The sequence below is a fragment of the Amycolatopsis sp. TNS106 genome (assembly GCF_019330265.1).
Lineage (GTDB): Bacteria > Actinomycetota > Actinomycetes > Mycobacteriales > Pseudonocardiaceae > Amycolatopsis > Amycolatopsis lurida.
In genome coordinates, this window is the sequence record NZ_CP024972.1 from 3,700,047 (window position 1) to 3,724,635 (window position 24,589).

Consider the following 24,589-nt stretch of genomic DNA (forward strand, 5'->3'; position numbering starts at 1 on the left):
CGTTTCGGCTCGGAAAGCAACACCCGTTCGGCAGCGTTGACTTATGACCTGCGTCACGAGACCGTCGAGCAGGTAATAAGTCTTCGCGGTCGGGTGTTCGCACCCGGATCGCTTTCCCCGGGAGGTCGGGTCCGTCGGGGTGGGCCCGGCCTCCCGAACTAATTTGTGGGGCCCGGCGACAAATTGCAGCGCGGGAATTGCACGCGCTCCCGTGGGTCGTGAGTGGTAAGTGTCGTTCTAACGACACTTACCACTCACGGCCCACGTGCACTGGCACCCACCGGCAGTGGCCCTGGTTACTTCCGCCGTGGCCTCTCCGGACCGGGCCCCGGGCTTGGGTACCGTGGGCGGGTTCCCGATGCCGGCAAAGGAGCCCGCGCAGTGGCGCCCACCACGTTCCAGTACACCGAAGTCCTTCCCCTCGCGAAGGACACCCGCACCGAGTACCGGCTGATCGGCACCGAAGGTGTCGAGGTCGTCGAAGCCGCGGGGCGGAAGTTCCTCAAGGTCGAGCCCGAGGCGCTGACCAAGCTCGCCAAGACCGCGATCACCGATATCCAGCACCTGTTGCGCTCGTCACATCTGGCTCAGCTGCGCGCGATCGTCGACGATCCCGAGGCCAGCGGCAACGACCGTTTCGTCGCGATGGACCTGCTGCGCAACGCGGCGATCTCGGCCGGCGGCGTGCTCCCGATGTGCCAGGACACCGGCACCGCGATCGTGATCGGCAAACGCGGCGAGGGCGTGCTCACCGGCGCCGACGACGAGCGTGCGCTGTCGCGCGGTATTTTCGACGCCTATCAGGAGTTGAATCTGCGCTATTCGCAGATGGCGCCGGTGAATTTCTGGGATGAGCGCAATACGGGCACCAACTTGCCCGCGCAGATCGAGCTCTATCACAAAGACGGTCAAGGCGACCCGAGCTATGAATTCCTGTTCATGGCCAAGGGCGGCGGGAGCGCGAACAAGACGTTCCTCTATCAGGAAACGAAAGCCGTCCTGAACCCGAAGCGGCTCGCGAAGTTCCTCGACGAGAAGCTGCGCAGCCTCGGCACCGCCGCCTGCCCGCCGTACCACCTCGCGATCGTCGTCGGCGGCACGTCGGCGGAGTTCAACCTGAAGGTCGCGAAGCTCGCTTCCGCCCGCTATCTCGACGACCTGCCCACCGAGGGTTCCGAGCTGGGCCACGGTTTCCGCGACGTCGACCTCGAACAGCAGGTGCTGGAGATGACGCGCCAGTTCGGCATCGGCGCGCAGTTCGGCGGCAAGTACTTCTGCCACGACGTCCGCGTGATCCGCCTGCCGCGCCACGGCGCGTCCTGCCCGGTCGGGGTCGCCGTCTCGTGCTCGGCCGACCGCCAGGCGAAGGCGAAGATCACCGCCGACGGTGTCTTCCTGGAGCAGCTCGAACGCGACCCGGCGCGGTTCCTGCCGGACGTCACCGAGGACGATCTGTCCGACGAGGTGGTGACCGTCGACCTCAACCGGCCGATGGCCGAGATCCGCGCGCAGCTCTCGCAGCTGCCGGTGAAGACCCGCCTGTCGCTGACCGGTCCGCTCGTCGTCGCCCGCGACATCGCGCACGCGAAGATCGCCGAGCGGCTCGACGCGGGTGAAGAGATGCCTCAGTACCTTCGCGACCACCCCGTGTACTACGCGGGCCCGGCGAAGACTCCCGAGGGGTACGCGTCGGGCTCCTTCGGGCCGACCACCGCGGGCCGCATGGACTCCTACGTCGAGCAGTTCCAGGCCGCCGGCGGCTCGCTGGTGATGCTGGCGAAGGGCAACCGGTCCAAGAAGGTGACCGCCGCGTGCAACGAGCACGGCGGGTTCTACCTCGGCTCGATCGGCGGCCCGGCCGCGCGGCTCGCGCAGGACTGCATCAAGAAGGTCGACGTCCTCGAGTACGCCGAGCTCGGGATGGAGGCGGTCTGGAAGATCGAGGTCGAGGACTTCCCCGCGTTCATCGTCATCGACGACAAGGGCAACGACTTCTTCGAGGCCACGTCGGAGCCGGTGCTGCAGATCAGCTTCCGGTAGTCACCGTCCGGTCCGTGAAGGCCTCCTTGAGGGACTCTGGGTCCCTCAAGGAGGCCTTCACGGCATTCCGGTCGGTCAGCGCATCTGCTTCAGGACCACGGTCCGCTCCCCCAGCGGCGCCGACAGCGTCACCGAGAGCACCGGATGCCGGATGTCCATCGTGCACATCTGGCCGGTCTGGCCCTTCAGTTCGGTCAGGTTGACGGTGACCCTGGTCCCGTCCTGCTGCGCGGCCTCCGCCGTCGCGTGCCCGCAACCGCCTTCCTGGCCGCGGATGTTCAAGATCGTCCCGCCGTTGCTGGTGTACACCTCACGCGGATAGTCCGCGGGCAGCGCCGACGCGTCGAGCTGCTTGTCCGGCAGCTTGGTGCTGCCTTCCGGAACCTCCTGGCGAGGCGCGCCCGGCACACCCGGCTGGCTTCCCGGCGCGGGCGTCGGGGACGAAGACGGCGTGGTCGGCGGTGCGGTCGGGGACGGCGGCACGGTACTCAGGGTGCCGCTCCCGGGTCCGGCCGCGGGTTCCGCTGCCTGGTTCTGCGCCCCGCAGGCGGATACCGCAACGACGATCAGGCCAAGGCCGATGACATTCGTTAAGTACCTCATGTGGCTAGGACGGAACGAGGCCGCTCGGGGGTTGCACAGGAGCTCGCCCCGTTTACAAAACGACGGTCCGCGCCCCGAGCGGCTCGGCGAGTTTCACCGGCAGGACGGCGTAGCGGATCACCTGCGGGCACATCTCCCCTGGCTTCCCGTGGTCGATCGTCACGTGGACCACGACCCGTTGCGCGTTCTCTTCCGCGAGGTTCGCCGTCGCCTGGTCGCAACCGCTCAGTTCGAGGTGCACGTTCAAGCCGCCGTTCTCGGCGCTGACCTGTGCGGGCAGCTTGGTGTCGACCTGCGACGGCGGCAGCATCTTGTCCGAGGGAGGCGGGCCGACGGTCGGCCGTGAGATCGGTGGTTTCGCTCCCGGCGGGCTCGCCGGGAGCGAGGTGGGCAGATCCGGGGGTGTGGTGACGACCGGTGGGGTGCTCGTGTTCGCCGGTGCCCCGGGGCCGCCCGCGCCGCAGGCCGCCGTCGCGGCGAGCACGAGCCCCACGCCCAGCGTCTTCGCTGCCTTCATCATGGTTCCAGGACGGAACGAACCTCACCGACGGTTGCATCAGCGCTGCGCCGCGCGGCCGCGGACCAGCCCGAGGAGCACCACCCCGGCGAGCGTGACGGCCAGCAGCAGCACCGTGCTCGCCGACGCCAGGAACACCTGTCCCCGGTCCGTGAGCGCGAAAATGCTCGCGGGCAGCGTGCGCCAGTCCGGTGGGTACAGCATCATCGTCGCGCCCAGTTCGCCCATCGACATCGCCAGCGCGAGACTCGCCGACGCCGAGATCGACGGCAGCAGGACCGGCAGCCGCACCCGCAGCAGCACTCGGACCGGCGAAGCGCCGAGACTCGCCGCCGCCTGCGCCAGCAGGGGGTCCATCCGCGCGATCGCGGCGGAGACCGTGCTGTAGGAGAACGGCAGCAGGATCATCACGTGTCCCAGCAGCACGATCCAGCGCGTGCCGTTGAAGGCGAGCGGCGGACGGCTGAACGCGACCAGCAGCGCCAGCCCCAGCACCACCGACGGCACGGCGATCGGCAGATGGAACAGGGTGTCGACGGCCTTCCGCAGCTTCGACGGCGCGGACTGCGCGGCGAGCGCGGCCCACGTCCCCAGCAGCACCGAGACCACCGACGCGATGACGCCGGTCTGGATGCTCACCGAAAGACTCGCGAACGTCTCCCCGGAGAGCGCCTGCCCGAAATGCGAGCCGGTGAGCGCACCCGGCAGCAACCCCGTCCAGTTCCCGGCGACCGATGCCAGCACGATCATCAGCAGTGGCGCCAGCACGATCGCGGTGAACAGCACCGCGAACACCGCCCACAGCAGGACGCGGCTACGCCTGGTCCACAGCAGCACGGCGGCCTCCCTTCGTCAGTCGCCGGTAGGTTCCGTACAGGGCGAGGGAGAAGACCACGTTGACCACCGCGATGACACAGGCCTGCGGGAAGTCGAAGGTGACGATTCCCTTGCCGTAGACCAGCATCGGCAGCGTCGTGACGTCCTTCGCACCGAGGAACAGCACGATGCCGAACTCGTTCATCGCCAGCAGCATGGTCAGGCAGGCGCCGGAAGCCAGTGACGGCAAGGCTTCCGGCAGGATCACCTGGCGCAGCACGCGGCCGGGTTTCGCGCCGAGGCTGGCCGCGACCTCCATCTGCGCCGACGAGACCTGGCCGAACGCGGCGAGCGCCGGCCGCATCACGAACGGCGTGTAGAAGGTGATCTCCGCCAGCAGGATCCCGAACGGCGAGTACAGGAACCCGCCCGCGCCCAGAATCCCGGCGCTGCCGTAGATGAAGGTGAACGCGAGCGCGATGAGGAACGACGGGAACGCGAGCACGGTGTCCACCAGCCGCGAAAGCGTCCGCGCGCCGGGGAACGGCACGAACGCGATCACCAGCGCGAGGAACGTCCCCAGCAGCACGCAGCCCGCGGTGGCGCCGAGCGCGAGCGCGACGGTCTTCCAGGCGGCGTCCCGGAATTCCGCCGATCCCAGGACCTCCAGCCACACCGAAAGGCCGACCTCGCCGGTTTTCGACTCCAGGGATTGGAGGACGACCAGCACGAGCGGATAGCCGAAGAAGCCGAGCAGGACGAGCACCGGCGGCAGCAGGAACCATCCGCGTCCGGGTTGTCTCTCCCGCCGCCGCGCCGGTGCCGCCGTCGCGGCCAGTGCCAGGCCCGTCATCCGACGCCCACCAGCGGGCAACCGTCCGGAATGGACACTCCGACCCGCTCCCCCACACTCGGAAGTCCTTCGATGTCCGGCACTTCGGCCCGGACCTCGTCCCCGTTGTGCGCGAGTTCGAGGTCGAGCCGGAAGCCCGTGCCACGCCACTGGACACCGCGCAGCACCGCGGGCAGCGCGCCGGGGGCGTCCACCGCGGTGATCCCGACCCGGTGTGGCCGGACGCCGAGCGCGACCGGCTGCCCCGCCCGGATCACGCCGGACGGGTCGGCGGCCAGTTCGCGGTCGCCGAGCCGGACCCTGGTGCCATCGGGGTGGATCAGCTCGACCGGGATGAGGTTGGAAGCACCGAGGAAGCTCGCGGTGAACTCCGTCGAAGGACGCTGATAGAGCTCGCGGCTCGGGCCGAGTTCGACGAGTTCGGAGTCGCGCATGACGGCGATCCGGTCGGCCAGCGCCAGCGCCTCACCCTGGTCGTGGGTGACGTAGATCAGCGTGGTGTCCGGGAGTTCGGCCCGCAGCCGCAGCAGTTCCGCGACCATGTCCTCGCGCAGGGCGGCGTCCAAAGCGGACAGTGGTTCGTCGAGCAGCAGCACGCGTGGCCGGATCGCCAGCGCCCGCGCGAGCGCGACCCGCTGCTGCTGCCCGCCCGAAAGCTCACGCGGGTAGCGACGGGCGTACTTGCCCATCCCGACCAGCTCCAGCGCTTCGGCGACCCGGCTCGCCGTCTCGGCGCGAGGTGTCTTCCTCGCCTTGAGGCCGAAGGCGACGTTGGCCTCGACCCGCATATGCGGGAACAGCGCGTAACTCTGGACGACGACGCCGAGACCGCGCCGGTGCGGCGGCAGATCGGTGACGTCCTCGCCGTCGAGCAGGACCCGGCCGGTGCTCGGCACGACGAAACCCGCGAGCGCCTTCAAGGCCGTCGACTTGCCGGAGCCCGACGGCCCGAGCATCGCCAGCGTCTCCCCTCTCGCCACGGTGAGGTCCAGTGGCGAAAGGGCAGTCGTCTGGCCGAAGCGGACGGAAACGCCGCGGAATTCGACCGCCGGGGTCATCGGCCCACGGCCTTCTTGTACGCGGCCAGGTCGGCGTCGAGCTTCGCGAGGACGGCGTCCCAATCCGGCTGCCAGATCTCGACGCCGTCGAGTGCGGCCTTCACCTTGCCCGCCCGCGGGCCGGACGGCGTGACATCGGTCCGCGACGGGGCACCGAAGGCGTCGACGACCTTGCCCTGCACCTCGGGCGAGAGCAGGAAGTCCAGGAACTTCTTGGCGTTCTCGGCGTGCGGCGCGTTGTTCACCAGGCCCGCGTAGTACGGGAGGGCGAAGGTGGAGCGCTTGCCCTGCGCGTCGGCCGGGAAGAAGACCTCGAGGCCGCCGCTCTTCTCGATCGCGGCCAGGTTCATCTGGACGTCGCCGTTGGCCACCAGGATCTCGGCCTTGGCCACCTTCGGTTGCAGCTTGCCCGTGGACGACGACGGGCCGACGTTGTTGGCTTCGAGCTTCGCGAGGTAATCGAGCGCGCCCTGGTCGCCGAGGACGTGCTGGAGCTGCAGCAGGACCGCGGTGCCGTCGCCCGCCTCGCCGGGGGTCGAGTACTGGAGCTTGCCCTTGAGCGACGGGGACAGGAGGTCGTCCCAGGTCTTGGGCGAGGCCTGCGGGTTGCGGATGAAGCTGAGGTAGTTGTTCATGATCGCGAAGTAGCGGCCCTGGCCGTCCTTCTGCCCGGCGGCGACCTGGTCGATCCCGGCGGGGGCCGTGGTGGCGAGCAGGCCCTGCGACGCGGCCCGCTGGATGAAGGGCGGGAGCGTGACCAGGATGTCGGCCTGGGTGTTGGCCTTCTCCTTCTCCACCCGCGAGGCGACCTCGCCCGATCCGGCGGTCACCGCCTGGACGGTGATCCCGGTCTTGGCCTTGAACTCCTCGAAGCGCTGGGCGTACCAGTCTTCGAGACCGTCCACTGTGTACAGCGTGACGGTCTGGTCGCCGGAGGCGCCGCCGGCGGTTCCGCCACAGGCGCCCAGGGTGAGGGCGAGCATCCCGGCGAGGGCGGTGGCCGCGAGTTTCTTCATGTCGTCAAAGCTCCTTTTAGGACAGCAGGGCGGGGAGGTCGCGGACGGATTCGAGGACGTGGGTGGCGCCGGCGGCTTCGAGCTCCGGCTTCTTCGCCGATCCGGTGAGCACGCCGGCGACGATCGAAGCGCCGGAGCGAAGCCCGGTCTGGACGTCCGAAGGGGTGTCACCGGCGACGGCGATCCTGCGGATGTCGGTGATTTCGAGCCGCAACGCGGCGGCGAGGACCAGATCGGGGTACGGGCGTCCACGAACACCCTCGCCCGGCGCCAGCACGGCGTCGGCGAGGCCGTGCCAGCCCAGCGCGTCCAGGATCGCGTTCTGCGTGGCCGGCGCGAAGCCGGTGGTGAGCGCGACCTTCACTCCCTGGGCGCGCAGTTCCTGGATCGTCTGCTCGGCGCCGGGGATCGGCTCGCAGTGGCCGTCGGCGACGAGTTTCTCGTAGGCGTCCTGGAAGGCGGTGTTCGCGCGCCGGGCGAGTTCTTCGTCTCCGTCGAGCAGGGCGCGGAAGACGACGATCTTGGACTGTCCCATCGTTTCGACGACGTAGTCGAGCATGCCGGGGAAGCGGCTGTCCTCTTCGGACACTCCGGCGGCGGCGATCGCCGCGGTGAAGGCGCGGATCACCAGGCCGTCGTCGGCGACGGTGGTGCCTGCCATGTCCAGGACGACGAGTTCGGTGTTCACCAGGAGAGCTCCTCTGCGGTGTCTTCGGCGATGGCGGGGGAACAGGTCATCCCCCGGCCACCCGGTCCGGTGACGAGCCACGCGTTGTCCGCGACGCGGGCGCGGTGCACGATCCGGGTGGTGTCGGTGGTCTGGGCGTAGACGCCCGCCCAGCGGCGGGCGATGCGCGGGAGCGGCCGTCCGAGCAGCGCCCCGGCGACCTCGGCCAGGTGGTCGTACGGGTCTTCGGTGGTGTCGAACGAGAACGGCTCGTCGTATTCGTGGGTGTCGCCGATGGTCAGCGAGCCGTCGAGCCGCTGGACCATGAGCAACTGCATCTTGTGGGTCGCGGCGACTTCGCCTTGCGGCTGGCCCGCGTTGAGGCCGTCGAGTGCCTCGCCGCGGTACGCCGGGTAGTACCGGAAGCTGTCCGCGTCGGCGACCGTGGTGGTGAGGGTTTCCCCGAGCGGCTCGGTCTGGGCCATCTGCAGCCGCACCCGGCGGACCGGGGTCTGGCCGGCGAGTTCCTTGACCAGGCCACCGGTCCAGGCGCCGGTGCACAGCACCACGACGTCGCCTTCGTGGATCTCACCCGCGTCGTCGACGACGCCACGATCGGTCAGGTCGCGGATCTCGCGGCCGGGCAGCCAGGTGTAGCGGCCGGATTTCGCCAGCTCGGCGCGCAGGGCGGGCTGGGCGACGCGCGGTTCGACGGCGGCGTCGCGGTCGCACCAGAGCGCGCCGAGGAAGTCGCCGCGCAGGGCCGGGTTCAGCTCCCGGGTCTCGGCGGCGTCGAGCAGCTTGAAGCCACGGTCCTCCGTGCTCGCGGCCGCGGCCTCGGCGACGGCGAGTTCGGCCTCCGTACGGACGACGGTGAGGGAGCCGTTCGGCCGGAAGCCGATCCCTTCGACCCGTTCCCCGATGCGCTCCCACAGCACTCGCGCCCGCGCGGCCGTCTCCAGTTCGGGGCCACTGGCGCGGCCGCCGACCCAGACCAGGCCGAAGTTGCGCACGGACGCGCCCCTGGCCTCGGGTTCCCGTTCGATCTGGACGACGTCGTGGCCGCGTTCGACGGCCTGCCAGGCGTGCTGGGTGCCGAGCACTCCGCCGCCGATGATGAGGATTCGCACACCGCAGACGCTCGCCTGCGCGCACCAACGCTCCGTGACCCCCGCCCTAACCGCAGGTGAAGGACCTCCGAAATATGGACCAGACCTGTTATCTTCGCGTTACATTACCCCCGGCGTTCCGTCCTCTGGATGCGGTCGTTGAATCCGCAAGTATCGCGTTCAGAGGACCAAATGCGGCGGGCGGCTACTCCACGCGGCCCAATCGGGTCTCGAAGGAGAGCCGGTCGCCGCGGAACAGCGACCGGACGCGCTCGAACGGGATCCCGTCCGGCCCCCACGACGTCCGGTGCATCAGCAGCATCGGCAGGGCCGGGTTCGTCCCGATCAGCAGAGCCTCCCGGGGCGTGGCGAGCACGGTCTCGACCCGCTCCTCCGCTCCGTCGAAGACGACGCCGAGCCGTTCCCGCAAACAGGCGTAGAGCGACTGTGTGGGATCGAACACATCCATCAGCGTCGGGAATCGCGCGGCGGTGAGATAGGTCGATTCCAGCCCGACCCGCTCGTCGTCGGCGAGCAGCACCCGTTCGATGTGGATGACGTCGTCTTCGGGATCGATTTCCAGTTCCGAAGCCAGCGACGGGCCCGCTTCCCGGCGTTCCAATGAGATCAGATTCCGGCCCGGCTGAATGCCCTGCCTCCTGAGTCCTTCGGTGTAACTCACCAAGGCGAGCGGCTGGACGAGCTTGGGGCCCGCGACGTACGTGCCGCTGCCCTGCCGCCTGCTCAGGCGCCCTTCGAGCACGAGTTCACCGACGGCCTGGCGGACCGTCGCGCGGGAAACCTCGAATCGTTCGGACAGTTCCCTTTCGGTGGGAAGTACCGCTCCTTGCCCTAATTCCGAGATCACGTCGAGCAGATCGACTTTGACCGCGTAATAGCGGGGAATGCGGCCGTGCTCGGGAATTCCGTCCCGAACCGGGCCGTCGGCGGGTGGATGAAGTCTTGGCGAACGCGCTTTCACGATCCAGATCCTAGGCCCGTTTCCCCATGCCTGTACTGACCCGAACGAAGTGTTCATGCCACGCTCACACTGGTGGCCGAAAAGGGCACCTTCGGCGGGCGTTCAGCCTTCCGGCGGTTCCCGCGATCGCCGCTCCGGGAGTAGGGGCGTTGAGCGCTCCGGCCTACGCCATTCGTCGGCGACCAGGCGCGAACGTCCGTTAATCACCATCATCGGCCGAAAGATCCGAAGAAAGTTGGTTGTCCCGGTGTATGCCCACCTGCTGTAGTCAGTTGGCCGCAGTCAGTCTCCCTGCCTCCACTGTGGACAGCCGGAAGGAATGAACCCTTGGACATCAAGCGTCGGTTCAGCCTGCTCAAAAAGACCCTGATCGCCGTCGCGGCGGCCGGAACCCTGGCGGGTCTCGCCACCGCTCCACAAGCCGCGGCCGCCCAGCCGCCGTCCACCGACGTGGTCGGTGGCACCCGCGCCGCTCAGGGTGAATTCCCTTGGATGGTCAGGCTTTCCATGGGTTGCGGTGGTGCGCTGTACACCCCGCAGATCGTGCTGACGGCCGCGCACTGCGTGTCGCGGACCGGGGCCAACACGGGTATCACCGCCACCCTCGGCGTCGTGGACCTGCAGAGCACGGCGGCCACGAAGGTCAAGTCGACCTATGTGCACCGGTCGCCGACCTACCCCACCTCCACCGGCGGTGACTGGGCGCTGATCAAGCTCGCCAGCCCGGTCAGCGGCATCCCGACGCTGCCGATCGCCACGACCACCGGCTACAACAGCGGCACGTTCACCGTCGCGGGCTGGGGTGCCGCGACCGAGGGCGGGGCGCAGCAGCGCTACCTGCTCAAGGCCAACGTGCCGTTCGTCTCCGACTCGACCTGCAAGGCGCAGGGCGGCAGCTACGCCGACCTGATCGACAGCGCCGAGATCTGCGCGGGCAACGTCAGCTCCGGCGGCGTCGACACCTGCCAGGGTGACTCGGGCGGCCCGATGTTCCGTCGCGACAGCGCCGGCGCCTGGATCCAGGTCGGCATCACCAGCTGGGGCGAGGGTTGCGCGCGGGCGCACGCTCCCGGCGTCTACACCGAGGTGAGCACCTTCGCGACCGCGATCAAGAACGCGGCCGCCGGTCTCTAGCCTCTCGCACGGCATGCCCTGAAGGTCCCCTTCACCACAACGGCGTGGTGAAGGGGACCTTCTCGTTCACGGGGCAGTGCCCGGGACACCGTGTCGCGAAAGCCACTTTCGGGACATCAGACGTCGCGAAAGTGGCTTTCGCGACACGAACTCGGTGCCGGCGCCTCAGCCTCACGTCAGCCGTCGTGGTGAAGGCCTCCTTCCCTACTTTCAGGGTAGGCAAGGAGGCCTTCACGGACTTTGCGGGCAATTCAGCGGGTTTTGTCCAAACGCGACAGTGTCTCTTCGTAGCCCGACACCAGCTCCGCGATCACGTCGGCGACCGGGCGCACCCGGTCCATCCGCCCGACGATCTGCCCCACCGGCATCGAGACCACGCTCGGATCGGCCGCGTGGTGGATCCGGTTGTGGGCGTGGGAGACCAGCAGGTTCTGCAACGGCATCGGCAGCGGTTCGGGCGCGTCGGGCGCGGCCCACGCCTCGGTCCACCGCGTTTTGAGCAGCCGCGCCGGTTTTCCGGTGTAGATCCGCGTCCGGACGGTGTCGGACGAACCCGCCGCGACCAGCGCCCGCTGCATCGCCTCGGACTCCCCCATGGTCTGGAGGTATTCCTCGGTGGCGAGCCAGAAGGAACCCATCCACACCCCGGACGCGCTCAGCGCGAGCGCCGCCGCGACCTGCCTGCCCGAGCCGATCCCGCCGGCGGCGAGCACCGGGACGCGGTCGCCGACGGCGTCCACCACCTCGGGCAGCAGGACCATCGACGCGATCTCGCCGGTATGCCCGCCCGCCTCGTAACCTTGCGCCACCACGATGTCGACGCCGTTGTCGACGTGCCGCACGGCGTGTTCGGCCTTGCCCGCCAAGGCCGCGACCGGCACGCCCTTCGCGTGACACTGCTCGATGACGTCCACCGGCGGCGACCCCAGCGCGTTGGCGATCAACCGGATGGGGTGTTTCAGCGCGACCTCGACATGGGACCGGGCGACCGAATGCAGCCAGCCCAGCACTCCCGCGCGTTCATCGGTGTCGTCCGGCAGCGGCGGTACCGCGAGATCGCGCAGCGTCCGCTCCACGAAGTCGCGATGCCCCTGCGGGATGTGTTTCGCGAGATCGATCGACGTCCCTTCGGCCGGGATCTTCGCGGGCATCACGATGTCGACGCCGTAGGGCTTCCCGCCGGTGTTCTCGTCCATCCAGGACAGGACGGCGTCGAGCTCGGCGGCGTCGTTGAACCGCACGCAGCCCAGCACGCCGAGACCGCCCGCCCGGCTGATCGCCGCGGCGACGTGCTCGGACGGGGTGAACCCGACGATCGGCAGGTCGATCCCGAGCCGCTCGCACAGAGACGTCCGCATGTAACTCCTTACGCCGGTTGGTGAACCCGCGTCCGCGATCGACGTCGGCAGGACGCCGACCGTCCTCGGCCTCACCAATGCGGAGAGGGCGTCCTGCCACCGCGATAGCGGGGCCTGCGGCCGGGCGGGTTCACGCGTTTGGTCGCTTTCCAGGTGACTCTTCAGCTCCGCCGACAGGCTGCTCACGCCGGTTGGCTGGTGATGGGCTCGTGCTCGGCGGCGTAGCGCTGCGCCCAGGGATAGTCCGGTTTCCCGCTGGGTGATCGCCCGATCTCCTCGGCGAGCCAGAGACTGCGCGGCACCTTGTACCCGGCGATCTCGGTCCGCACGTGTGCTTCGAGCGCGGCGAAATCGAGCTCCTTGCCGGAGCGCGGCTGGATCACCGCGGCCACCCGCTGGCCGAGCCGGTCGTCGGGGATGCCGATGACGAGCGCGTCGAAGACGTCCGGATGCGACTTGAGCGCGCCCTCGACCTCCTCCGGATACACCTTTTCGCCGCCGGTGTTCACGCACTGCGATCCCCGGCCGAGCAGGGTCACCGTGAGGTCTTCCTCGTAGCGCGCGTAGTCACCCGGGACGACGTAACGCTTGCCGTCGACCTCCACGAAGATCTTCTCGGTCTTCGCGGGATCCTTGTAATAGCCGAGCGGGACGTGGCCGCGCCGGGCGATCAGGCCGATCGCGCCCGGTTTCGGCTCGACGAGCGCGCCGTCGTCGTCCACCAGGATCGCGTCCTTGCCGAAGTTGACCCTGGGGCCGGCGGAATGATCGCTGTCCTTGCTGACCATGCCGATGCCGGTGAACCCGCTTTCGGACGAGCCGATCGCGTCGGTGATCACCACGTGCGGCAGCAGCGACAGGAATTCCTGCTTCACCGACTGGGAGAACAGGGCGGCGTGACTCGACACCGCGACGATCGACGACGCGTCGTAGTCGCCCTCGCGGTAGGCGTCGATCAGCGGCCGCGCCATCGCGTCGCCGACGATGGTGAGCACCTGGACCTTGTTGTCCTGCACGGCTTTCCAGACGTCGTGCGCGTCGAACCGCGGGACGAACACGACCGGGCTGCCGGTGAACAGCGCGCCGAACGCGGCCCATTGCGCGGCGCCGTGGATCAGCGGCGCGGCGGGGAGCCGGACCAGGCTGCCCGACTTGCCCTGTTCGGCGAGCGTCCATTCGTCCGGGACGTACTCGCCGGTGACGAAGTTGATGCCGCCGCCGAGCGCGCGCCAGATGTCCTCGTGGCGCCACAGGACGCCCTTGGGGTACCCGGTGGTGCCGCCGGTGTAGAGGATGTAGATGTCGTCGGCGCTGCGCTCGGCGAAGTCCCGCTCGGGGGATCCTTCGGCGAGCGCGGCTTCGTAGTCCACGCCGCCGTAAGACGAGTAGTCGCCGTCGCTTCCGTCATCGACAACGACAACGTGTTTCAGTTTCGGCGTCTCCGGCAGGACGGCGGCGACCTTGTCCGCGTACTGGCGCTCGTGGACCAGCGCCACGAGGTCGGCGTTGTCGAACAGGTACCGCAGTTCGCCGTGGACGTAGCGGTAGTTGACGTTGACCGCGATCGCGCGCAGCTTGTACGCGGCGATCATCGATTCCAGGGCCTCGATCGAGTTCCGGGAATAGACACCGATGTGGGATCCGGGTCCCACGCCGTGTGCGGCGAGATGGTGCGCCAGCCGGTTGGCGCGCTCTTCCAGTTCGGCGAAGGTGACCCGCCGATCGCCGCAGACGACCGCGATGCGCTCCGGCACGGCGTCGACGGCGTGCTCGAGTAGATCCGCGATGTTGAGTGCCACTCCCACAAAGTAGAACATGTTATCGTTCTGGGCAATGGCCGCTCTTTTGACGGAGGTCCCGGTGGGCGAACCGCACGCGCTGGTGGAAAAGATCGAACACACCCTCGTGGTCACGATGAACCGGCCGGAGGCCCGCAACGCGCTCAGCGGCGAGATGCTCGGGATCATGGTCGAGGCGTGGAACCGGGTCGACGAGGACGACGACATCCGGTGCTGCGTGCTCACCGGCGCGGGGGGCGCGTTCTGCGCGGGCGCGGATCTGAAGTCGATGTCGAAGAACTCGCCGTCCGACTCGTTCGAGAAGGGCACGTTCGACCCCAGCCGGATCGAGGGCCTGCTCAAGGGCCGCCGGCTGACGAAGCCGTTGATCGCCGCCGTCGAAGGCGCCGCGATCGCGGGCGGGACGGAGATCCTGCAAGGTACGGACATCCGCGTCGCGGGTGAGAGCGCGAAGTTCGGCGTGTCCGAGGCGCGGTGGAGCCTGTTCCCGATGGGCGGTTCGGCCGTACGGCTCCCCCGTCAGATCCCGTACACCGTCGCAGCCGACCTCCTGCTGACCGGACGGCACATCAAGGCGGCCGAGGCGCTGGAGATCGGCCTGATCGGCCACGTCGTCCCGGACGGGAAGGCCCTCGACAAGGCCATGGAGCTGGCCGGCCTGATCGCGGCGAACGGCCCGCTGGCGGTCCGCGCGATCCTCAAGACGATGCGCGACACCGAGGGCATGCACGAGGAAGAGGCCTTCAAACTCGACGCCCAGTACGGCATCGAGGTCTTCGCGAGCGAAGACGCGAAGGAAGGCCCCCGCGCCTTCGCCGAGAAGCGCAAACCCGTCTTCCGGGGCCGCTGACCCCCGCAATTCGTCACCTACTTGCGAAGGAAGACGTCGCAAGTAGGTGACGAATTGCGTCAGGGGACGGGGTGACCGGCCCAGTAGGGGTCGCGGAGCTTGCGCTTGTAGAGCTTCCCGTTCGGGTCGCGCGGGAGTTCGGGCAAGTAGTCGACGGAACGCGGGAGTTTGAACTTCGCGAGGCGCGACGCCGCGTATTCGAGGATCTCCGCGGTCAGCTCTTCCGAGGGCTCGACGCCGTCGGCGGGCTGGACGACAGCCTTGATCGCCTCGCCCCAGTCCTCGTGCGGGACGCCGAACACGGCGACGTCGGCGATCTTCGGGTGCATCACCAGTTCGCCCTCGATCTCCGCCGGGTAGATGTTGACCCCGCCCGAGATGATCAGGTCCGCCTTGCGGTCGTGCAGGAAGAGATAGCCGTCCTCGTCGAGATGCCCGACGTCGCCGAGGGTGAACAGATCCCCGACCCGCGCCTTGTCCGTCTTGGCCCGGTCCTTGTGATACTCGAACTTCGAGTCGCCCATCTTCATGTACACCGTGCCGGTCTCGCCGGCGGGCAGTTCCGTGCCCTCGTCGTCGAGGATCTTGATCGTCGAACCCGGCCACGGCAGGCCCACCGAACCCGGTTTCCTGAGCCATTCCTCCCCCGAGATCGCCGTCCCGCCGCCTTCGGTGGCGGCGTAGTACTCGGTGACGACCGGGCCCCACCAGTCGAGCATCCGGCGTTTGACCTCCAGCGGACAGGGCGCGGCGCCGTGGATCATCACGCGCAGCGAACTCAGGTCGTAGGCCGCGCGGACGTCGTCCGGCAGCGCGAGCAGGCGCCGGAACTGCGTCGGGACCATATGGCTGTGCGTGACGCGGTGCCGCTCGATCAGCCGCAGCATGTCCTCCGCGTCCCAGCGGTCCATCAGCACCGCGGTATGCCCCAGCTGCAGGGAGATCGCGACGAAGTTGAGCACCGCCGTGTGATAGAGCGGCGACCCGCACAGATGCACGTGGTCGTCGTGCGGCGCGAGCCCGAAGATGCCGAAGAACCACGTCGACGCGCCCGGGACGGAGTCGGGATCGGCGCCGGTCAGCGGCCGGCGGACCCCCTTGGGCCGCCCCGTGGTGCCTGACGTGTAGAGCATCGGCGAGCCCGCCGTGCGCCGCTCCGGACGCCCGTCGCCCTCGCCGGAGCCGAGTTCCTCGATGCGGCGGAAACCCTCGACGTCGCCGACGGCGAACCGCCCGCGCTCCGGGATCCCGGCCTCGTCCGCGGCCGCGATCGCGACGTCGGCGAAGCGTTCGTGTGCGAGAAACGCCTTGGCGCCGCTGTCGGACAGGATGTAGGCGACCTCCGGCCCGACCAGATGCCAGTTGACCACCACGATGTACAGACCGGACTGGATGGCGGCGAAGTAGGCCGCGACGAGTTCGTCGCCGTTCGGCTGCAGAACGACGACCACGTCCCCGGCCTCGAGCCCGAGGGCTTGCAGCCCCCGTGCGTACGCGTTCGCTTTCGCGGCGAGCTCTCCGTATCCGATGGAGCGCCCGTCCGGATCGACGAGGGCGACCCGCTCCGGCCGGCGTTCGGCGATGTTCCAGACCCCAAGTGTCCCGGCGGCAGTCGACATACTCGCAAATCTAGAACGCGTTCCACTCAAGAGCAACCGTCAGCAAGGCCCAGATGGGCAGTCTTGCTCGAAAATCGAGAACATGTTTCACTCAAGATGTGAGCGCACCTGAACTCCCGCTGTCGGCCCCGCTCAACGTGGGCTTCGACTACACGCGTTCGGTCGGCCCGGTGCTCGGCCGGTTCGTCAACGCCCTGCGTGAGCGCCGCGTCGAAGGCGTCCGGGGCAGCGACGGCCGCGTCCACGTGCCACCGCTGGAATACGATCCCGTGACCGCCGAGGCGCTGTCCGAATTCGTGCCGGTGGCCGCCGAAGGCGTGATCGTCTCCTGGTCCTGGATCGCCGAACCCGTCGACGGCCAGCCGTTGTCGCGGCCGTTCGCGTGGGCGCTGATCCGGCTCGACGGCGCCGACACCTCGATCCTGCACGCGGTCGACGCGGGCAGCCCGTCGAACGTCCACACTGGACAGCGGGTGCGGATCCGCTGGGCGGACGAGACCGTCGGCCACATCCGCGACATCGCCTACTTCGTCCCCGCCGACGGCCCCGACACCGAAGTCACCGAAGCTCCTCCCCCGGTCGCGAAACGCGAGGAGGGCGCGCCGGTCAGCGTGGTGATCACGCCGATCCACCTGCGTTACGAGCATTCCGCGTCGCCGGAGGAAAGCCGGTACCTGCGCGGGCTCGCCGAGGGGAAGCTGATCGGCCAGCGCTGCCCGTCCTGCGAGAAGGTCTACATCCCGCCGCGCGGTGCCTGCCCGACCGACGGCGTGCCGACCACCGACGAGGTCGAGCTGCCCGACACCGGCATCGTCACCACGTTCTGCATCGTGAACGTGCCGTTCCTCGGCCAGAAGATCAAACCGCCCTACGTGGCCGCGTACATCCTGCTGGACGGCGCGGACATCGCGTTCCTGCATCTGGTCCTCGGTTGCGACGCCGCCGAGGTCCGGATGGGCATGCGGGTCCGGGCCGCGTGGAAACCGCGGGACGAATGGTGGACGTCGCTGGAGAACATCGGCCATTTCGAGCCGACCTGCGAGCCCGACGCACCGTACGAATCCTTCGCCCACCATCTGTGAGGACCACCGTGCCAGATGTAGCAGTCGTGGGCTTCGCGCAGGCCCCCAACGTCCGCAGCACCCCGGGCACCACCAACGGCGTGGAAATGCTGGTGCCGATCTTCGCCGAGGTCTTCGAGCGCACCGGTCTATCCAAAGAGGACATCGGATTCTGGTGCTCGGGTTCCTCGGACTATCTCGCCGGCCGCGCGTTCTCGTTCATCGCCGCCGTCGACGCCATCGGTGCCTTCCCGCCGATCCACGAGTCGCATGTCGAGATGGACGCCGCCTGGGCGTTGTACGAGGCCTGGCTGAAGATCCGGATGGGCGAGGTCGACACGGCGCTCGTCTACGGCTTCGGCAAGTCTTCCGCCGGGCAGCTGCGCCGGGTGCTGGCCCTGCAAATGGACCCGTACGTGGTCGCGCCGCTGTGGCCGGACTCGGTGAGCGTCGCCGGGATCCAGGCGCGCCTGGGGCTCGAATCCGGGCTCTGGTCGGAAAAAGATCTCGCCGAGGTCGCCGCGCGGAGCCGCGCGGACGCCGCCGGCAATCCGGCCGCGCAGGTCTCCGGAACGGTCGAGATCGCCGAACTCCTGGATGCCCCCTACTTCGCGGATCCCTTGCGGGCCCACGACATCGCTCCCATCACCGACGGCGCCGCCGTCGTCGTGCTCGCGTCGGCCGAGCGGGCGGCGGACCTCGTCGACAGCCCGGCGGTGATCACCGGGATCGAACACCGCGTCGACTCCCCCGCGCTCGGCGTCCGGGATCTGACCAAGTCGCCTTCGACGGTGGCCGCCGGACGGGCGCTCGATCTCGACGGCGTCGAGATCGCGGAACTGCACGCGCCGTTCACCCATCAGGAATTGATCCTGCGCGACGCGCTGGGCCTCGGCGACCAGGTCCGGATCAACCCCTCCGGCGGCGTCCTGACCGGCAATCCGATGTTCTCGGCGGGGCTGGCGCGGATCGGCGAGGCGGCGAACCGCATCCTCGACGGCAGCGCGCGCAAGACCCTCGCCCACGCGACCAGCGGCCCCGTCCTCCAGCAGAACCTGGTCGCGACCTTGGAGGTCCTCTCGTGAAGCACCTCGCGGCCGTACTGGGAACGGGCCAGACCCACCACAAGGCCAAACGCACCGACGTGTCCATGCCCGGGCTGCTCCGGGAGGCCATCGACCGGGCGATGCTCGACGCCCGGACCGGCTGGGACGACATCGACGCCGTCGTCCTCGGCAAGGCGCCGGATCTGTTCGAGGGCGTGATGATGCCCGAACTGTTCCTCGCTGACGCGCTCGGAGCGACCGGGAAACCGTTGCTGCGCGTGCACACCGCCGGTTCGGTCGGCGGCTCGACCGCGCTCGTGGCGGCGTCGCTCGTGCAGGCCGGGGTGCACAAACGAGTGCTGACGGTGGCTTTCGAGAAGCAGTCCGAGTCCAACGCCATGTGGGGCCTGTCGATCCTGCCGCCGTTCCAGATGCCGGTGGGCGCCGGGGCGGGCGGCTATTTCGCGCCGCATGTGCGCTCGTACATCCGGCGGTCCGGCGCGCCCGACCACGTCGGCGCGATCGTCGCCGCCAAGGATCGTCGCAACGGTGCCCTCAATCCGTACGCGCACCTGCGGCAGTCCGATATCACGGTGGAATCGGTGCAGGCGTCGCAGATGTTGTGGGACCCGATCCGCTACGACGAGACCTGCCCGTCTTCGGACGGCGCCTGCGCGATGGTGATCGGAGACGAAGCGGCGGGCGACGCCGTTCCCGGTGGCGCGGCGTGGATCCACGCGACCGCGATGCGCACCGAGCCGACCACGTTCGCCGGACGGGACCAGGTGAACCCCCAGGCGGGCCGGGACGCCGCCGCCGCGTTGTGGCGGGACGCGGGGATCACCGACCCACTGTCCGAAGTGGACGCCGCCGAGATCTACGTGCCGTTCTCGTGGTTCGAGCCGATGTGGCTGGAGAACCTGGGCTTCACCGACGAAGGGCAAGGCTGGAAACTCACCGAAGCCGGCGAGACCGCGCTCGGCGGGCGCTTGCCGGTCAACCCGTCGGGGGGCGTGCTGTCGTCGAACCCGATCGGGGCGTCCGGGATGCTCCGGTTCTCCGAAGCGGCCAAACAGGTGATGGGCCGGGCCGGGGACTACCAGGTCGACGGGGCGCGGATCGCGCTCGGGCACGCGTACGGCGGCGGTTCGCAGTTCTTCTCGATGTGGGTGGTGGGAGCGGCCAAACCGAGCTGATCTTTCAGCCGACTCTGGCTTCCTCGACCTTCCCGCGCCTGACCCGTAACCGGATGCGATCCGACCGGCGTTCCAGTGTCACGGCTCCCGGCCGGTCCAGATCGAGGACCTCGACCTGGAAGCCGTCGGCCTCGCACTTCCCCCGTGCCTCGTCCACCCGCGAACCCACGAGCTCGGACAGCGCGAACGACGGTGCTCGATCACCGAACATCGGACCCTCCCTTCGTCAGGGGCGGCGGCGCGGCCGGAGGCGTTGCGCGGCCAGGGTCGCGACCACTCCGGTCACCGCGCCCACCAACACCGGCTTCAGCCCGTGCCGGTCCGGTGCCGCCACCACGGGCCGGACCACCACGGGCGGCGGTGGTCGCACCGGGTCCGGCGGGGCGTCGCGCGCGGTCGCCGTCCAGGCTGTCACGAACACCAGCATCCGGGCCACCAGCGAGATGAAGAAGATGAGGCCGATGATGGAGCCGAACGCGACGCCGGTCGGCGAGTTCCCGATCAGGCGCAGGTAGATCCCCCCGGCCAGCTTCAGGAGTTCGAAGCCCAGCGCCAGCGCGACCGCGCCGCGCATTGCGCTGCGGACCCCGACCGGTTTCCGCGGCAGCCGGGTGAGCACCCAGAGGAAGACGAGCCAGTTGGCCAGCAGCGCCAAGGGAATCGAGATCGCCGACAGCACGTTGTGCCCCCAGGCGGTGTCGTCCACCCCGGCCAGCCCCAGCAGGTACCGGCCGAGCGCGGACCCGGAGATCGTGATGGCGAAGGAGACCAGCAGCGCGCTCGCGAGGCCGAGCAGCGCGAGCAGATCCGCGGCGATCGTGCGCAGCAACGGGAGATCCGACCGGTTCTGGCCCCACAGCGCGGTGAGCGCGTCGCGGAGCGCGTTCATCCAGTTCCAGCCGGAGTACAACCCGATGATCAGACCGATGAGCCCCACACTGGTGCGCTGCTCCACGAACCCGGTGAGCAGTTCCCCCGCCTTGTCCCCGAGGGCCCCTGGCAACGTGCCGGTGATCGCGTTCAGCATCGACTCGATCAGCTGCGGCTGGCTCGCCAGCACGAAGCCCGCCACCGACACCGAGACCATGAGGATGGGCACCAGCGAGAACAGGCTGAAATAGGTGATCGACGCGACGTAGTGGTAACCGCCGTATTCGATGTAGCGGTTCACCGCCCGCGCCACGTGGTCCAGCCAGCGGTAGCGGGCACGCAGCCGCTGCCATTTCGTCGGTGCTTGCTTCTCCCTCACCCGCCCATGTCTACCTCAGTGAGGTCACGGCTCGTGGTCAACACGCGATCAAGCGAGCGCGATCAGCTCCGCGCCGTCGTCCTCCGGCAGTGACGGGCCCGCGGTCGCCAGCACGGTGTTGCCGAGAAAGTCCAGCTCACAGCCGAGCGTGGAGAGGAACGCGGTGTCGGCGGCGTCCCGCCCGGTCGCGATCCGGCACAGGCTCTGCCTCGGCGCGAGGCCGGTGGCGTCGAACACGTACCAGCGGCCGTCGATCGCGGCCTCGAACACGGCGTGGAAGTCCATTGGGGACAGTCCGGGCGCGTAGACCGCCGCGAACCGGGCGGGGATGTCGAGCACGCGGCACAGCGAGATGCAGACGTGCGCGTAGTCGCGGCACACCCCTTCCCCGGCGAGGTAGGTGTCGACGGCGTCATCGGTCGGCGAGCCCGAACCGACCACATAGGACAGGTGCTCGCGCACATGCCGGACGATCGCCTCGACCTGGGCGCGCGCGCCGGGCAAGCCGCCGAAGCGGGACAGCGCGAGCCCGCCCATCCGATCCGAGGGGCAGTACCGGCTGGGCCTGGTGTAGCGGATCAGATCGTCTTGGCCGAGCGGCTCGGCGTCGGCCGGGCCGAGGGCGCGTTCGGCCCGGTACCGCACGACGTGCTCCCCGGACGGCAGGTCGACGACCTGAGCACGGGTGCCGTGTTCGAACGCCACCTGGCGCGGCGGCGCGGGATAGGCGAACTCCTCCTGGGCGGCCCCGCCCGCGAGCGCGACCACGAACGCGGCGGGGCCGGGTTTCGTGACCCGGAAGGACATTTCGACATCGACCTGAACGTGGGGACCCATGGCCCCATGGTGCCCCACGGCACCGGTTCAGGCGTAGCGGACCTGGTAGTGCTTGATCCCGTTGAGCCAGCTCGACCGGAGCCGGTCCGGCGGGGCCACTTCGGCGATGTCCGGCATGACGTCGGCGATGGCGTTGAAGATCAGATCGATCTCCAGCCGCGCGAGGTTGGCGCCGATGCAGTAGTGCGAACCCGTGCCGCCGAAGCCGACGTGCGGGTTGTCCTCGCGGAGGATGTCGAACTTCTCCGGCTCGTCGAAATGGTCCGGGTCGAAGTTCGCGGAACTGTAGAACATCCCGACCCGGTCGCCCTTACGGATGTGCTGCCCGCCGAGTTCGGTGTCCCGGGTCGCGGTGCGCTGGAAGGCGACCACCGGCGTGGCCCAGCGGACGATCTCGTCCGGGGCGGTCTTCGGCCGCTCCTTCTTGTACAGCTCCCACTGATCGGGGTGATCGAGGAACGCCTTCATCCCGTGGGTGATCGCGTTGCGCGTGGTCTCGTTGCCCGCTACCGCGAGCAGGATGACGAAGAAGCCGAACTCGTCGGAGGCCAGCGACTCGCCGTCTACGTCGGCTTGCACCAGCTTCGTGACGATGTCGTCCATCGGGCACTTGCGCCGTTCTTCGGCCATGTTCCAGGCGTAGCCGACGATCTCCGCGGACGCGGCGAGCGGTTCGACCTCGTACTCGGGGTCGTCGTAGGCGACCATCTGGTTGGACCAGTCGAAGACCTTGAGCCGGTCTTCCTGCGGGATGCCGATCAGTTCGGCGATGGCCTGCAAGGGAAGTTCGCACGCGACGTCGACGACGAAATCGCCGGAGCCCTTCTTCTTGGCCTCGCTGACGATCCGCTCCGCGCGATCGCGCAGGGTGTCCTCGAGCTTCGCGATCGACCGCGGCGTGAAGCCCTTCGACACGATGCGCCGCAGCTTCGTGTGCTGCGGGGCGTCCATGTTGAGCAGGACCAGGCGGTTGGCTTCGAGACTGTCGTCCGTCATGTTCTCGTCGAACCGGATGATCGCGGTCTTCTCCCGGGAGGAGAACAGCTCGCTGTCCCTCGACACCGCCTTGACGTCTTCGAGCCGGCTGACCACCCAGTAGCCGTCATCGCGGAAGCCCGCGGTGTTGTGCGGCTGCGGGTTCCACCAGACCGGTGCCGTACGGCGGAGTTCGGCGAACTCCTCCAGAGGCAGTCTGGTGGCGTAAAGATCCGGATCGGTGAAATCGAAACCGGCGGGGATCAGGGGAGCGGCCACGGGCTACCTCCTACGCGGTTCGCCAATGAAACACGTTCTAGACCCGATTGAAGCATACGGTGTTTACCAAGTGAAGAGTTTCTAGTGAAACCCGTTAACTCGACCAACTTGGAGCATCCACCCCCAGGAAGGAGCAGGAACCGCGACCAGTGATCAAAATCGAGCCGACCCTGCGGCTACTTGCTCAAATCAAGAACGTGTTCTACTTTTTAAGGTAGTGAACAGTGTTTCCCAGGAGGCGAACGTGGGTAGTCCGGTGATCGTCGAGGCGGTCCGCACCCCTGTCGGCAAGCGCAGGGGTCACCTGGCGGGGCTGCACGCCGCCGAGATCCTCGGCGCGGCGCAGCGTGCCCTGCTCGAACGCGCGGGACTGGACCCCGCGCTGGTCGAGCAGGCGATCGGCGGCGCCGTGACCCAGGCGGGCGAGCAGGCGGGAAACGTCACGCGCACCGCGTGGCTGCACGCCGGACTCCCCGAGACCACGGGCGCGACCACCATCGACGCCCAGTGCGGCTCGGCGCAGCAGGCGACGCATCTGATCGCCGGGCTCATCGCGGCAGGCGCGATCGACGCCGGTGTCTCCTGCGGGGTCGAGGCGATGAGCCGGGTCCCGCTGGGCGCGAACCGCGGCGAGGGCATCGGTACGCCCCGTCCGGAGTCGTGGTCGATCGACATGCCCAACCAGTACGGCGCGGCCGAGCGGATCGCGGAACGCCGCGGGATCACCCGCCAGGACGTCGACCGGTTCGGCACGGAGTCCCAGGCCAAGGCCGCCGCCGCGTGGGCAGCGGGGTATTTCGACCGCGAGGTCGTCGCGGTGAAGGCCCCCGTGCTCGGCGAGGACGGCGCGCCGACCGGTGAGACACGGCTGGTGGCCCGCGACCAAGGCCTCCGTGAGACGACCGTCGAAGGGCTCGCCAAGCTCAAGCCCGTCCTCGAAGGCGGCGTGCACACCGCCGGGACTTCGTCGCAGATCTCCGACGGCGCCGCCGCGCTCCTCCTGATGGACTCGGACCGGGCCAAGGCACTGGGCCTCAAGCCGCGAGCGCGCATCGTCTCGCAGGCACTGGTCGGCGCGGAGCCGTACTACCACCTCGACGGCCCCGTGCAGGCGACCGAACGCGTCCTGGCCAAGGCGGGGATGACGATCGGCGACCTCGACCTCTTCGAAGTCAACGAGGCGTTCGCTTCGGTCGTGTTGTCGTGGCAGCGGGTGCACCGGCCCGACGAGGACAAGGTCAACGTGAACGGTGGCGCGATCGCGCTCGGGCATCCCGTCGGCAGCACCGGTGCCCGCCTGCTGACCACGGCGTTGCACGAACTGGAACGCCGCGACGCGAGCACCGCGCTGGTGACGATGTGCGCCGGCGGCGCGCTTTCCACCGGCACGATCATCGAACGGATCTAGCGCCCAGGCCACGAGATTTCCCTCGGTGTGAGGGGTGTGGGGAAAGAGGGACGTTCACTGTCCCTGTTTCCACACGGTGCTCCCGACCGGACCGGTCATGGGCGACCGCGACACACC

The 24,589-nt window shown here is 68.9% G+C and carries 23 protein-coding genes; 7 read left to right on the forward strand and 16 right to left on the reverse strand.

All coding sequences use genetic code 11. The annotated features are described in order from the left end of the window. The first annotated feature begins 381 nt into the window (after positions 1–381). Positions 382–2,040: a fumarate hydratase gene (locus CVV72_RS16435; RefSeq protein ID WP_219153221.1), complete on the forward strand. Its 1,659-nt coding sequence runs from the start codon at positions 382–384 to the stop codon at positions 2,038–2,040. Positions 2,041–2,115: 75 nt separating this feature from the next. On the opposite strand, the gene CVV72_RS16440 is transcribed toward CVV72_RS16435, so the two are convergent. The 9 genes from CVV72_RS16440 to CVV72_RS16480 form a co-directional block, all read right to left on the reverse strand. Beyond that, entirely contained in the window at positions 2,116–2,523 is a 408-nt protein-coding gene (locus tag CVV72_RS16440) for a hypothetical protein (RefSeq protein WP_219153222.1), read from the reverse strand. Between the two features lie 172 nt (positions 2,524–2,695). Further along, on the reverse strand, positions 2,696–3,163 hold the full coding sequence (locus CVV72_RS16445) for a hypothetical protein (protein WP_219153223.1): 468 nt from the start codon (positions 3,161–3,163) through the stop codon (positions 2,696–2,698). Between the two features lie 36 nt (positions 3,164–3,199). Then, positions 3,200–3,997: an ABC transporter permease gene (locus CVV72_RS16450; protein ID WP_219153224.1), complete on the reverse strand. Its 798-nt coding sequence runs from the start codon at positions 3,995–3,997 to the stop codon at positions 3,200–3,202. Next, on the reverse strand, positions 3,975–4,829 hold the full coding sequence (locus tag CVV72_RS16455; RefSeq protein ID WP_219153225.1) for a 2-aminoethylphosphonate ABC transporter permease subunit: 855 nt from the start codon (positions 4,827–4,829) through the stop codon (positions 3,975–3,977). Before CVV72_RS16455 ends, CVV72_RS16450 begins: the two co-directional genes overlap by 23 nt. Continuing rightward, entirely contained in the window at positions 4,826–5,887 is a 1,062-nt protein-coding gene (locus CVV72_RS16460; RefSeq protein WP_219153226.1) for an ABC transporter ATP-binding protein, read from the reverse strand. The genes CVV72_RS16455 and CVV72_RS16460 overlap by 4 nt, the downstream gene beginning before the upstream one ends. Beyond that, entirely contained in the window at positions 5,884–6,903 is a 1,020-nt protein-coding gene (locus tag CVV72_RS16465) for a 2-aminoethylphosphonate ABC transporter substrate-binding protein (protein WP_219153227.1), read from the reverse strand. The genes CVV72_RS16460 and CVV72_RS16465 overlap by 4 nt, the downstream gene beginning before the upstream one ends. Positions 6,904–6,919: 16 nt before the next feature. Beyond that, positions 6,920–7,594: a phosphonatase-like hydrolase gene (locus CVV72_RS16470; RefSeq protein ID WP_219153991.1), complete on the reverse strand. Its 675-nt coding sequence runs from the start codon at positions 7,592–7,594 to the stop codon at positions 6,920–6,922. Further along, entirely contained in the window at positions 7,588–8,700 is a 1,113-nt protein-coding gene (locus CVV72_RS16475; protein WP_219153228.1) for a TIGR03364 family FAD-dependent oxidoreductase, read from the reverse strand. Before CVV72_RS16475 ends, CVV72_RS16470 begins: the two co-directional genes overlap by 7 nt. A 184-nt stretch (positions 8,701–8,884) precedes the next feature. Further along, positions 8,885–9,661, reverse strand: coding sequence for a GntR family transcriptional regulator (locus CVV72_RS16480; protein WP_007033614.1), 777 nt, complete (start codon positions 9,659–9,661; stop codon positions 8,885–8,887). 327 nt (positions 9,662–9,988) lie between these two features. On the opposite strand from CVV72_RS16480, the gene CVV72_RS16485 reads away from it, so the two are divergent. Continuing rightward, positions 9,989–10,795, forward strand: a complete 807-nt coding sequence (locus tag CVV72_RS16485; protein ID WP_219153229.1) for a trypsin-like serine protease — start codon at positions 9,989–9,991, stop codon at positions 10,793–10,795. 251 nt (positions 10,796–11,046) lie between these two features. On the opposite strand, the gene CVV72_RS16490 is transcribed toward CVV72_RS16485, so the two are convergent. Next, positions 11,047–12,153, reverse strand: a complete 1,107-nt coding sequence (locus CVV72_RS16490; protein ID WP_219153230.1) for a nitronate monooxygenase family protein — start codon at positions 12,151–12,153, stop codon at positions 11,047–11,049. Positions 12,154–12,335: 182 nt separating this feature from the next. Continuing rightward, the gene (locus CVV72_RS16495) at positions 12,336–13,952 is read right to left on the reverse strand and encodes an acyl-CoA synthetase (RefSeq protein WP_219153231.1); all 1,617 of its coding nucleotides are present in this window, start codon (positions 13,950–13,952) and stop codon (positions 12,336–12,338) included. A gap of 61 nt (positions 13,953–14,013) precedes the next feature. Between CVV72_RS16495 and CVV72_RS16500 the strand changes: the two genes are divergently transcribed. Beyond that, on the forward strand, positions 14,014–14,802 hold the full coding sequence (locus tag CVV72_RS16500; RefSeq protein ID WP_219153992.1) for a crotonase/enoyl-CoA hydratase family protein: 789 nt from the start codon (positions 14,014–14,016) through the stop codon (positions 14,800–14,802). A gap of 59 nt (positions 14,803–14,861) precedes the next feature. Here the strand turns inward: CVV72_RS16500 and CVV72_RS16505 are convergent, their stop codons facing one another. Next, positions 14,862–16,421, reverse strand: coding sequence for an acyl-CoA synthetase (locus CVV72_RS16505; protein WP_219153232.1), 1,560 nt, complete (start codon positions 16,419–16,421; stop codon positions 14,862–14,864). A 53-nt stretch (positions 16,422–16,474) separates the two neighbouring features. Here CVV72_RS16505 and CVV72_RS16510 point away from each other — a divergent pair, with 53 nt between their 5' ends. Genes CVV72_RS16510 through CVV72_RS16520 form a run of 3 tightly spaced genes read left to right on the forward strand, consistent with a single transcriptional unit; the run spans position 16,475 to position 19,724 of the window. Next, positions 16,475–17,503, forward strand: coding sequence for a Zn-ribbon domain-containing OB-fold protein (locus CVV72_RS16510; RefSeq protein ID WP_370641923.1), 1,029 nt, complete (start codon positions 16,475–16,477; stop codon positions 17,501–17,503). An 8-nt stretch (positions 17,504–17,511) separates the two neighbouring features. Then, positions 17,512–18,567, forward strand: coding sequence for a thiolase domain-containing protein (locus tag CVV72_RS16515; protein WP_219153234.1), 1,056 nt, complete (start codon positions 17,512–17,514; stop codon positions 18,565–18,567). Beyond that, positions 18,564–19,724 carry a thiolase domain-containing protein gene (locus tag CVV72_RS16520; protein WP_219153235.1) on the forward strand — a complete coding sequence of 387 codons (1,161 nt, stop codon included), beginning with the start codon at positions 18,564–18,566 and terminating at the stop codon, positions 19,722–19,724. Before CVV72_RS16515 ends, CVV72_RS16520 begins: the two co-directional genes overlap by 4 nt. 4 nt (positions 19,725–19,728) lie before the next feature. On the opposite strand, the gene CVV72_RS16525 is transcribed toward CVV72_RS16520, so the two are convergent. The 4 genes from CVV72_RS16525 to CVV72_RS16540 are packed head-to-tail and all read right to left on the reverse strand — an operon-like array spanning position 19,729 to position 23,064. Further along, positions 19,729–19,935 (reverse strand): hypothetical protein, encoded by a 207-nt coding sequence (locus CVV72_RS16525; RefSeq protein WP_219153236.1) that lies wholly within the window; start codon positions 19,933–19,935, stop codon positions 19,729–19,731. Between the two features lie 15 nt (positions 19,936–19,950). Next, the gene (locus tag CVV72_RS16530) at positions 19,951–20,973 is read right to left on the reverse strand and encodes a YhjD/YihY/BrkB family envelope integrity protein (protein ID WP_219153237.1); all 1,023 of its coding nucleotides are present in this window, start codon (positions 20,971–20,973) and stop codon (positions 19,951–19,953) included. 48 nt (positions 20,974–21,021) lie between these two features. After that, complete coding sequence (locus CVV72_RS16535) at positions 21,022–21,810, reverse strand: transglutaminase family protein (RefSeq protein ID WP_219153238.1); 789 nt, start codon at positions 21,808–21,810, stop codon at positions 21,022–21,024. 27 nt (positions 21,811–21,837) lie between these two features. Then, positions 21,838–23,064 carry a cytochrome P450 gene (locus CVV72_RS16540; RefSeq protein WP_219153239.1) on the reverse strand — a complete coding sequence of 409 codons (1,227 nt, stop codon included), beginning with the start codon at positions 23,062–23,064 and terminating at the stop codon, positions 21,838–21,840. Between the two features lie 244 nt (positions 23,065–23,308). Here CVV72_RS16540 and CVV72_RS16545 point away from each other — a divergent pair, with 244 nt between their 5' ends. Further along, on the forward strand, positions 23,309–24,472 hold the full coding sequence (locus CVV72_RS16545; RefSeq protein WP_219153240.1) for a steroid 3-ketoacyl-CoA thiolase: 1,164 nt from the start codon (positions 23,309–23,311) through the stop codon (positions 24,470–24,472). Positions 24,473–24,589: the final 117 nt, after the last annotated feature.

Coding starts and splice junctions, on each gene's coding strand:
- CVV72_RS16445 (WP_219153223.1), bottom strand. CDS start 3,163: ATGATGAAGGCAGCGAAGACGCTGGGCGTGGGGCTCGTGCTCGCCGCG.
- CVV72_RS16455 (WP_219153225.1), bottom strand. CDS start 4,829: ATGACGGGCCTGGCACTGGCCGCGACGGCGGCACCGGCGCGGCGGCGG.
- CVV72_RS16460 (WP_219153226.1), bottom strand. CDS start 5,887: ATGACCCCGGCGGTCGAATTCCGCGGCGTTTCCGTCCGCTTCGGCCAG.
- CVV72_RS16465 (WP_219153227.1), bottom strand. CDS start 6,903: ATGAAGAAACTCGCGGCCACCGCCCTCGCCGGGATGCTCGCCCTCACC.
- CVV72_RS16490 (WP_219153230.1), bottom strand. CDS start 12,153: ATGCGGACGTCTCTGTGCGAGCGGCTCGGGATCGACCTGCCGATCGTC.
- CVV72_RS16505 (WP_219153232.1), bottom strand. CDS start 16,421: ATGTCGACTGCCGCCGGGACACTTGGGGTCTGGAACATCGCCGAACGC.
- CVV72_RS16510 (WP_370641923.1), top strand. CDS start 16,475: ATGGGCAGTCTTGCTCGAAAATCGAGAACATGTTTCACTCAAGATGTG.
- CVV72_RS16525 (WP_219153236.1), bottom strand. CDS start 19,935: ATGTTCGGTGATCGAGCACCGTCGTTCGCGCTGTCCGAGCTCGTGGGT.
- CVV72_RS16535 (WP_219153238.1), bottom strand. CDS start 21,810: ATGGGTCCCCACGTTCAGGTCGATGTCGAAATGTCCTTCCGGGTCACG.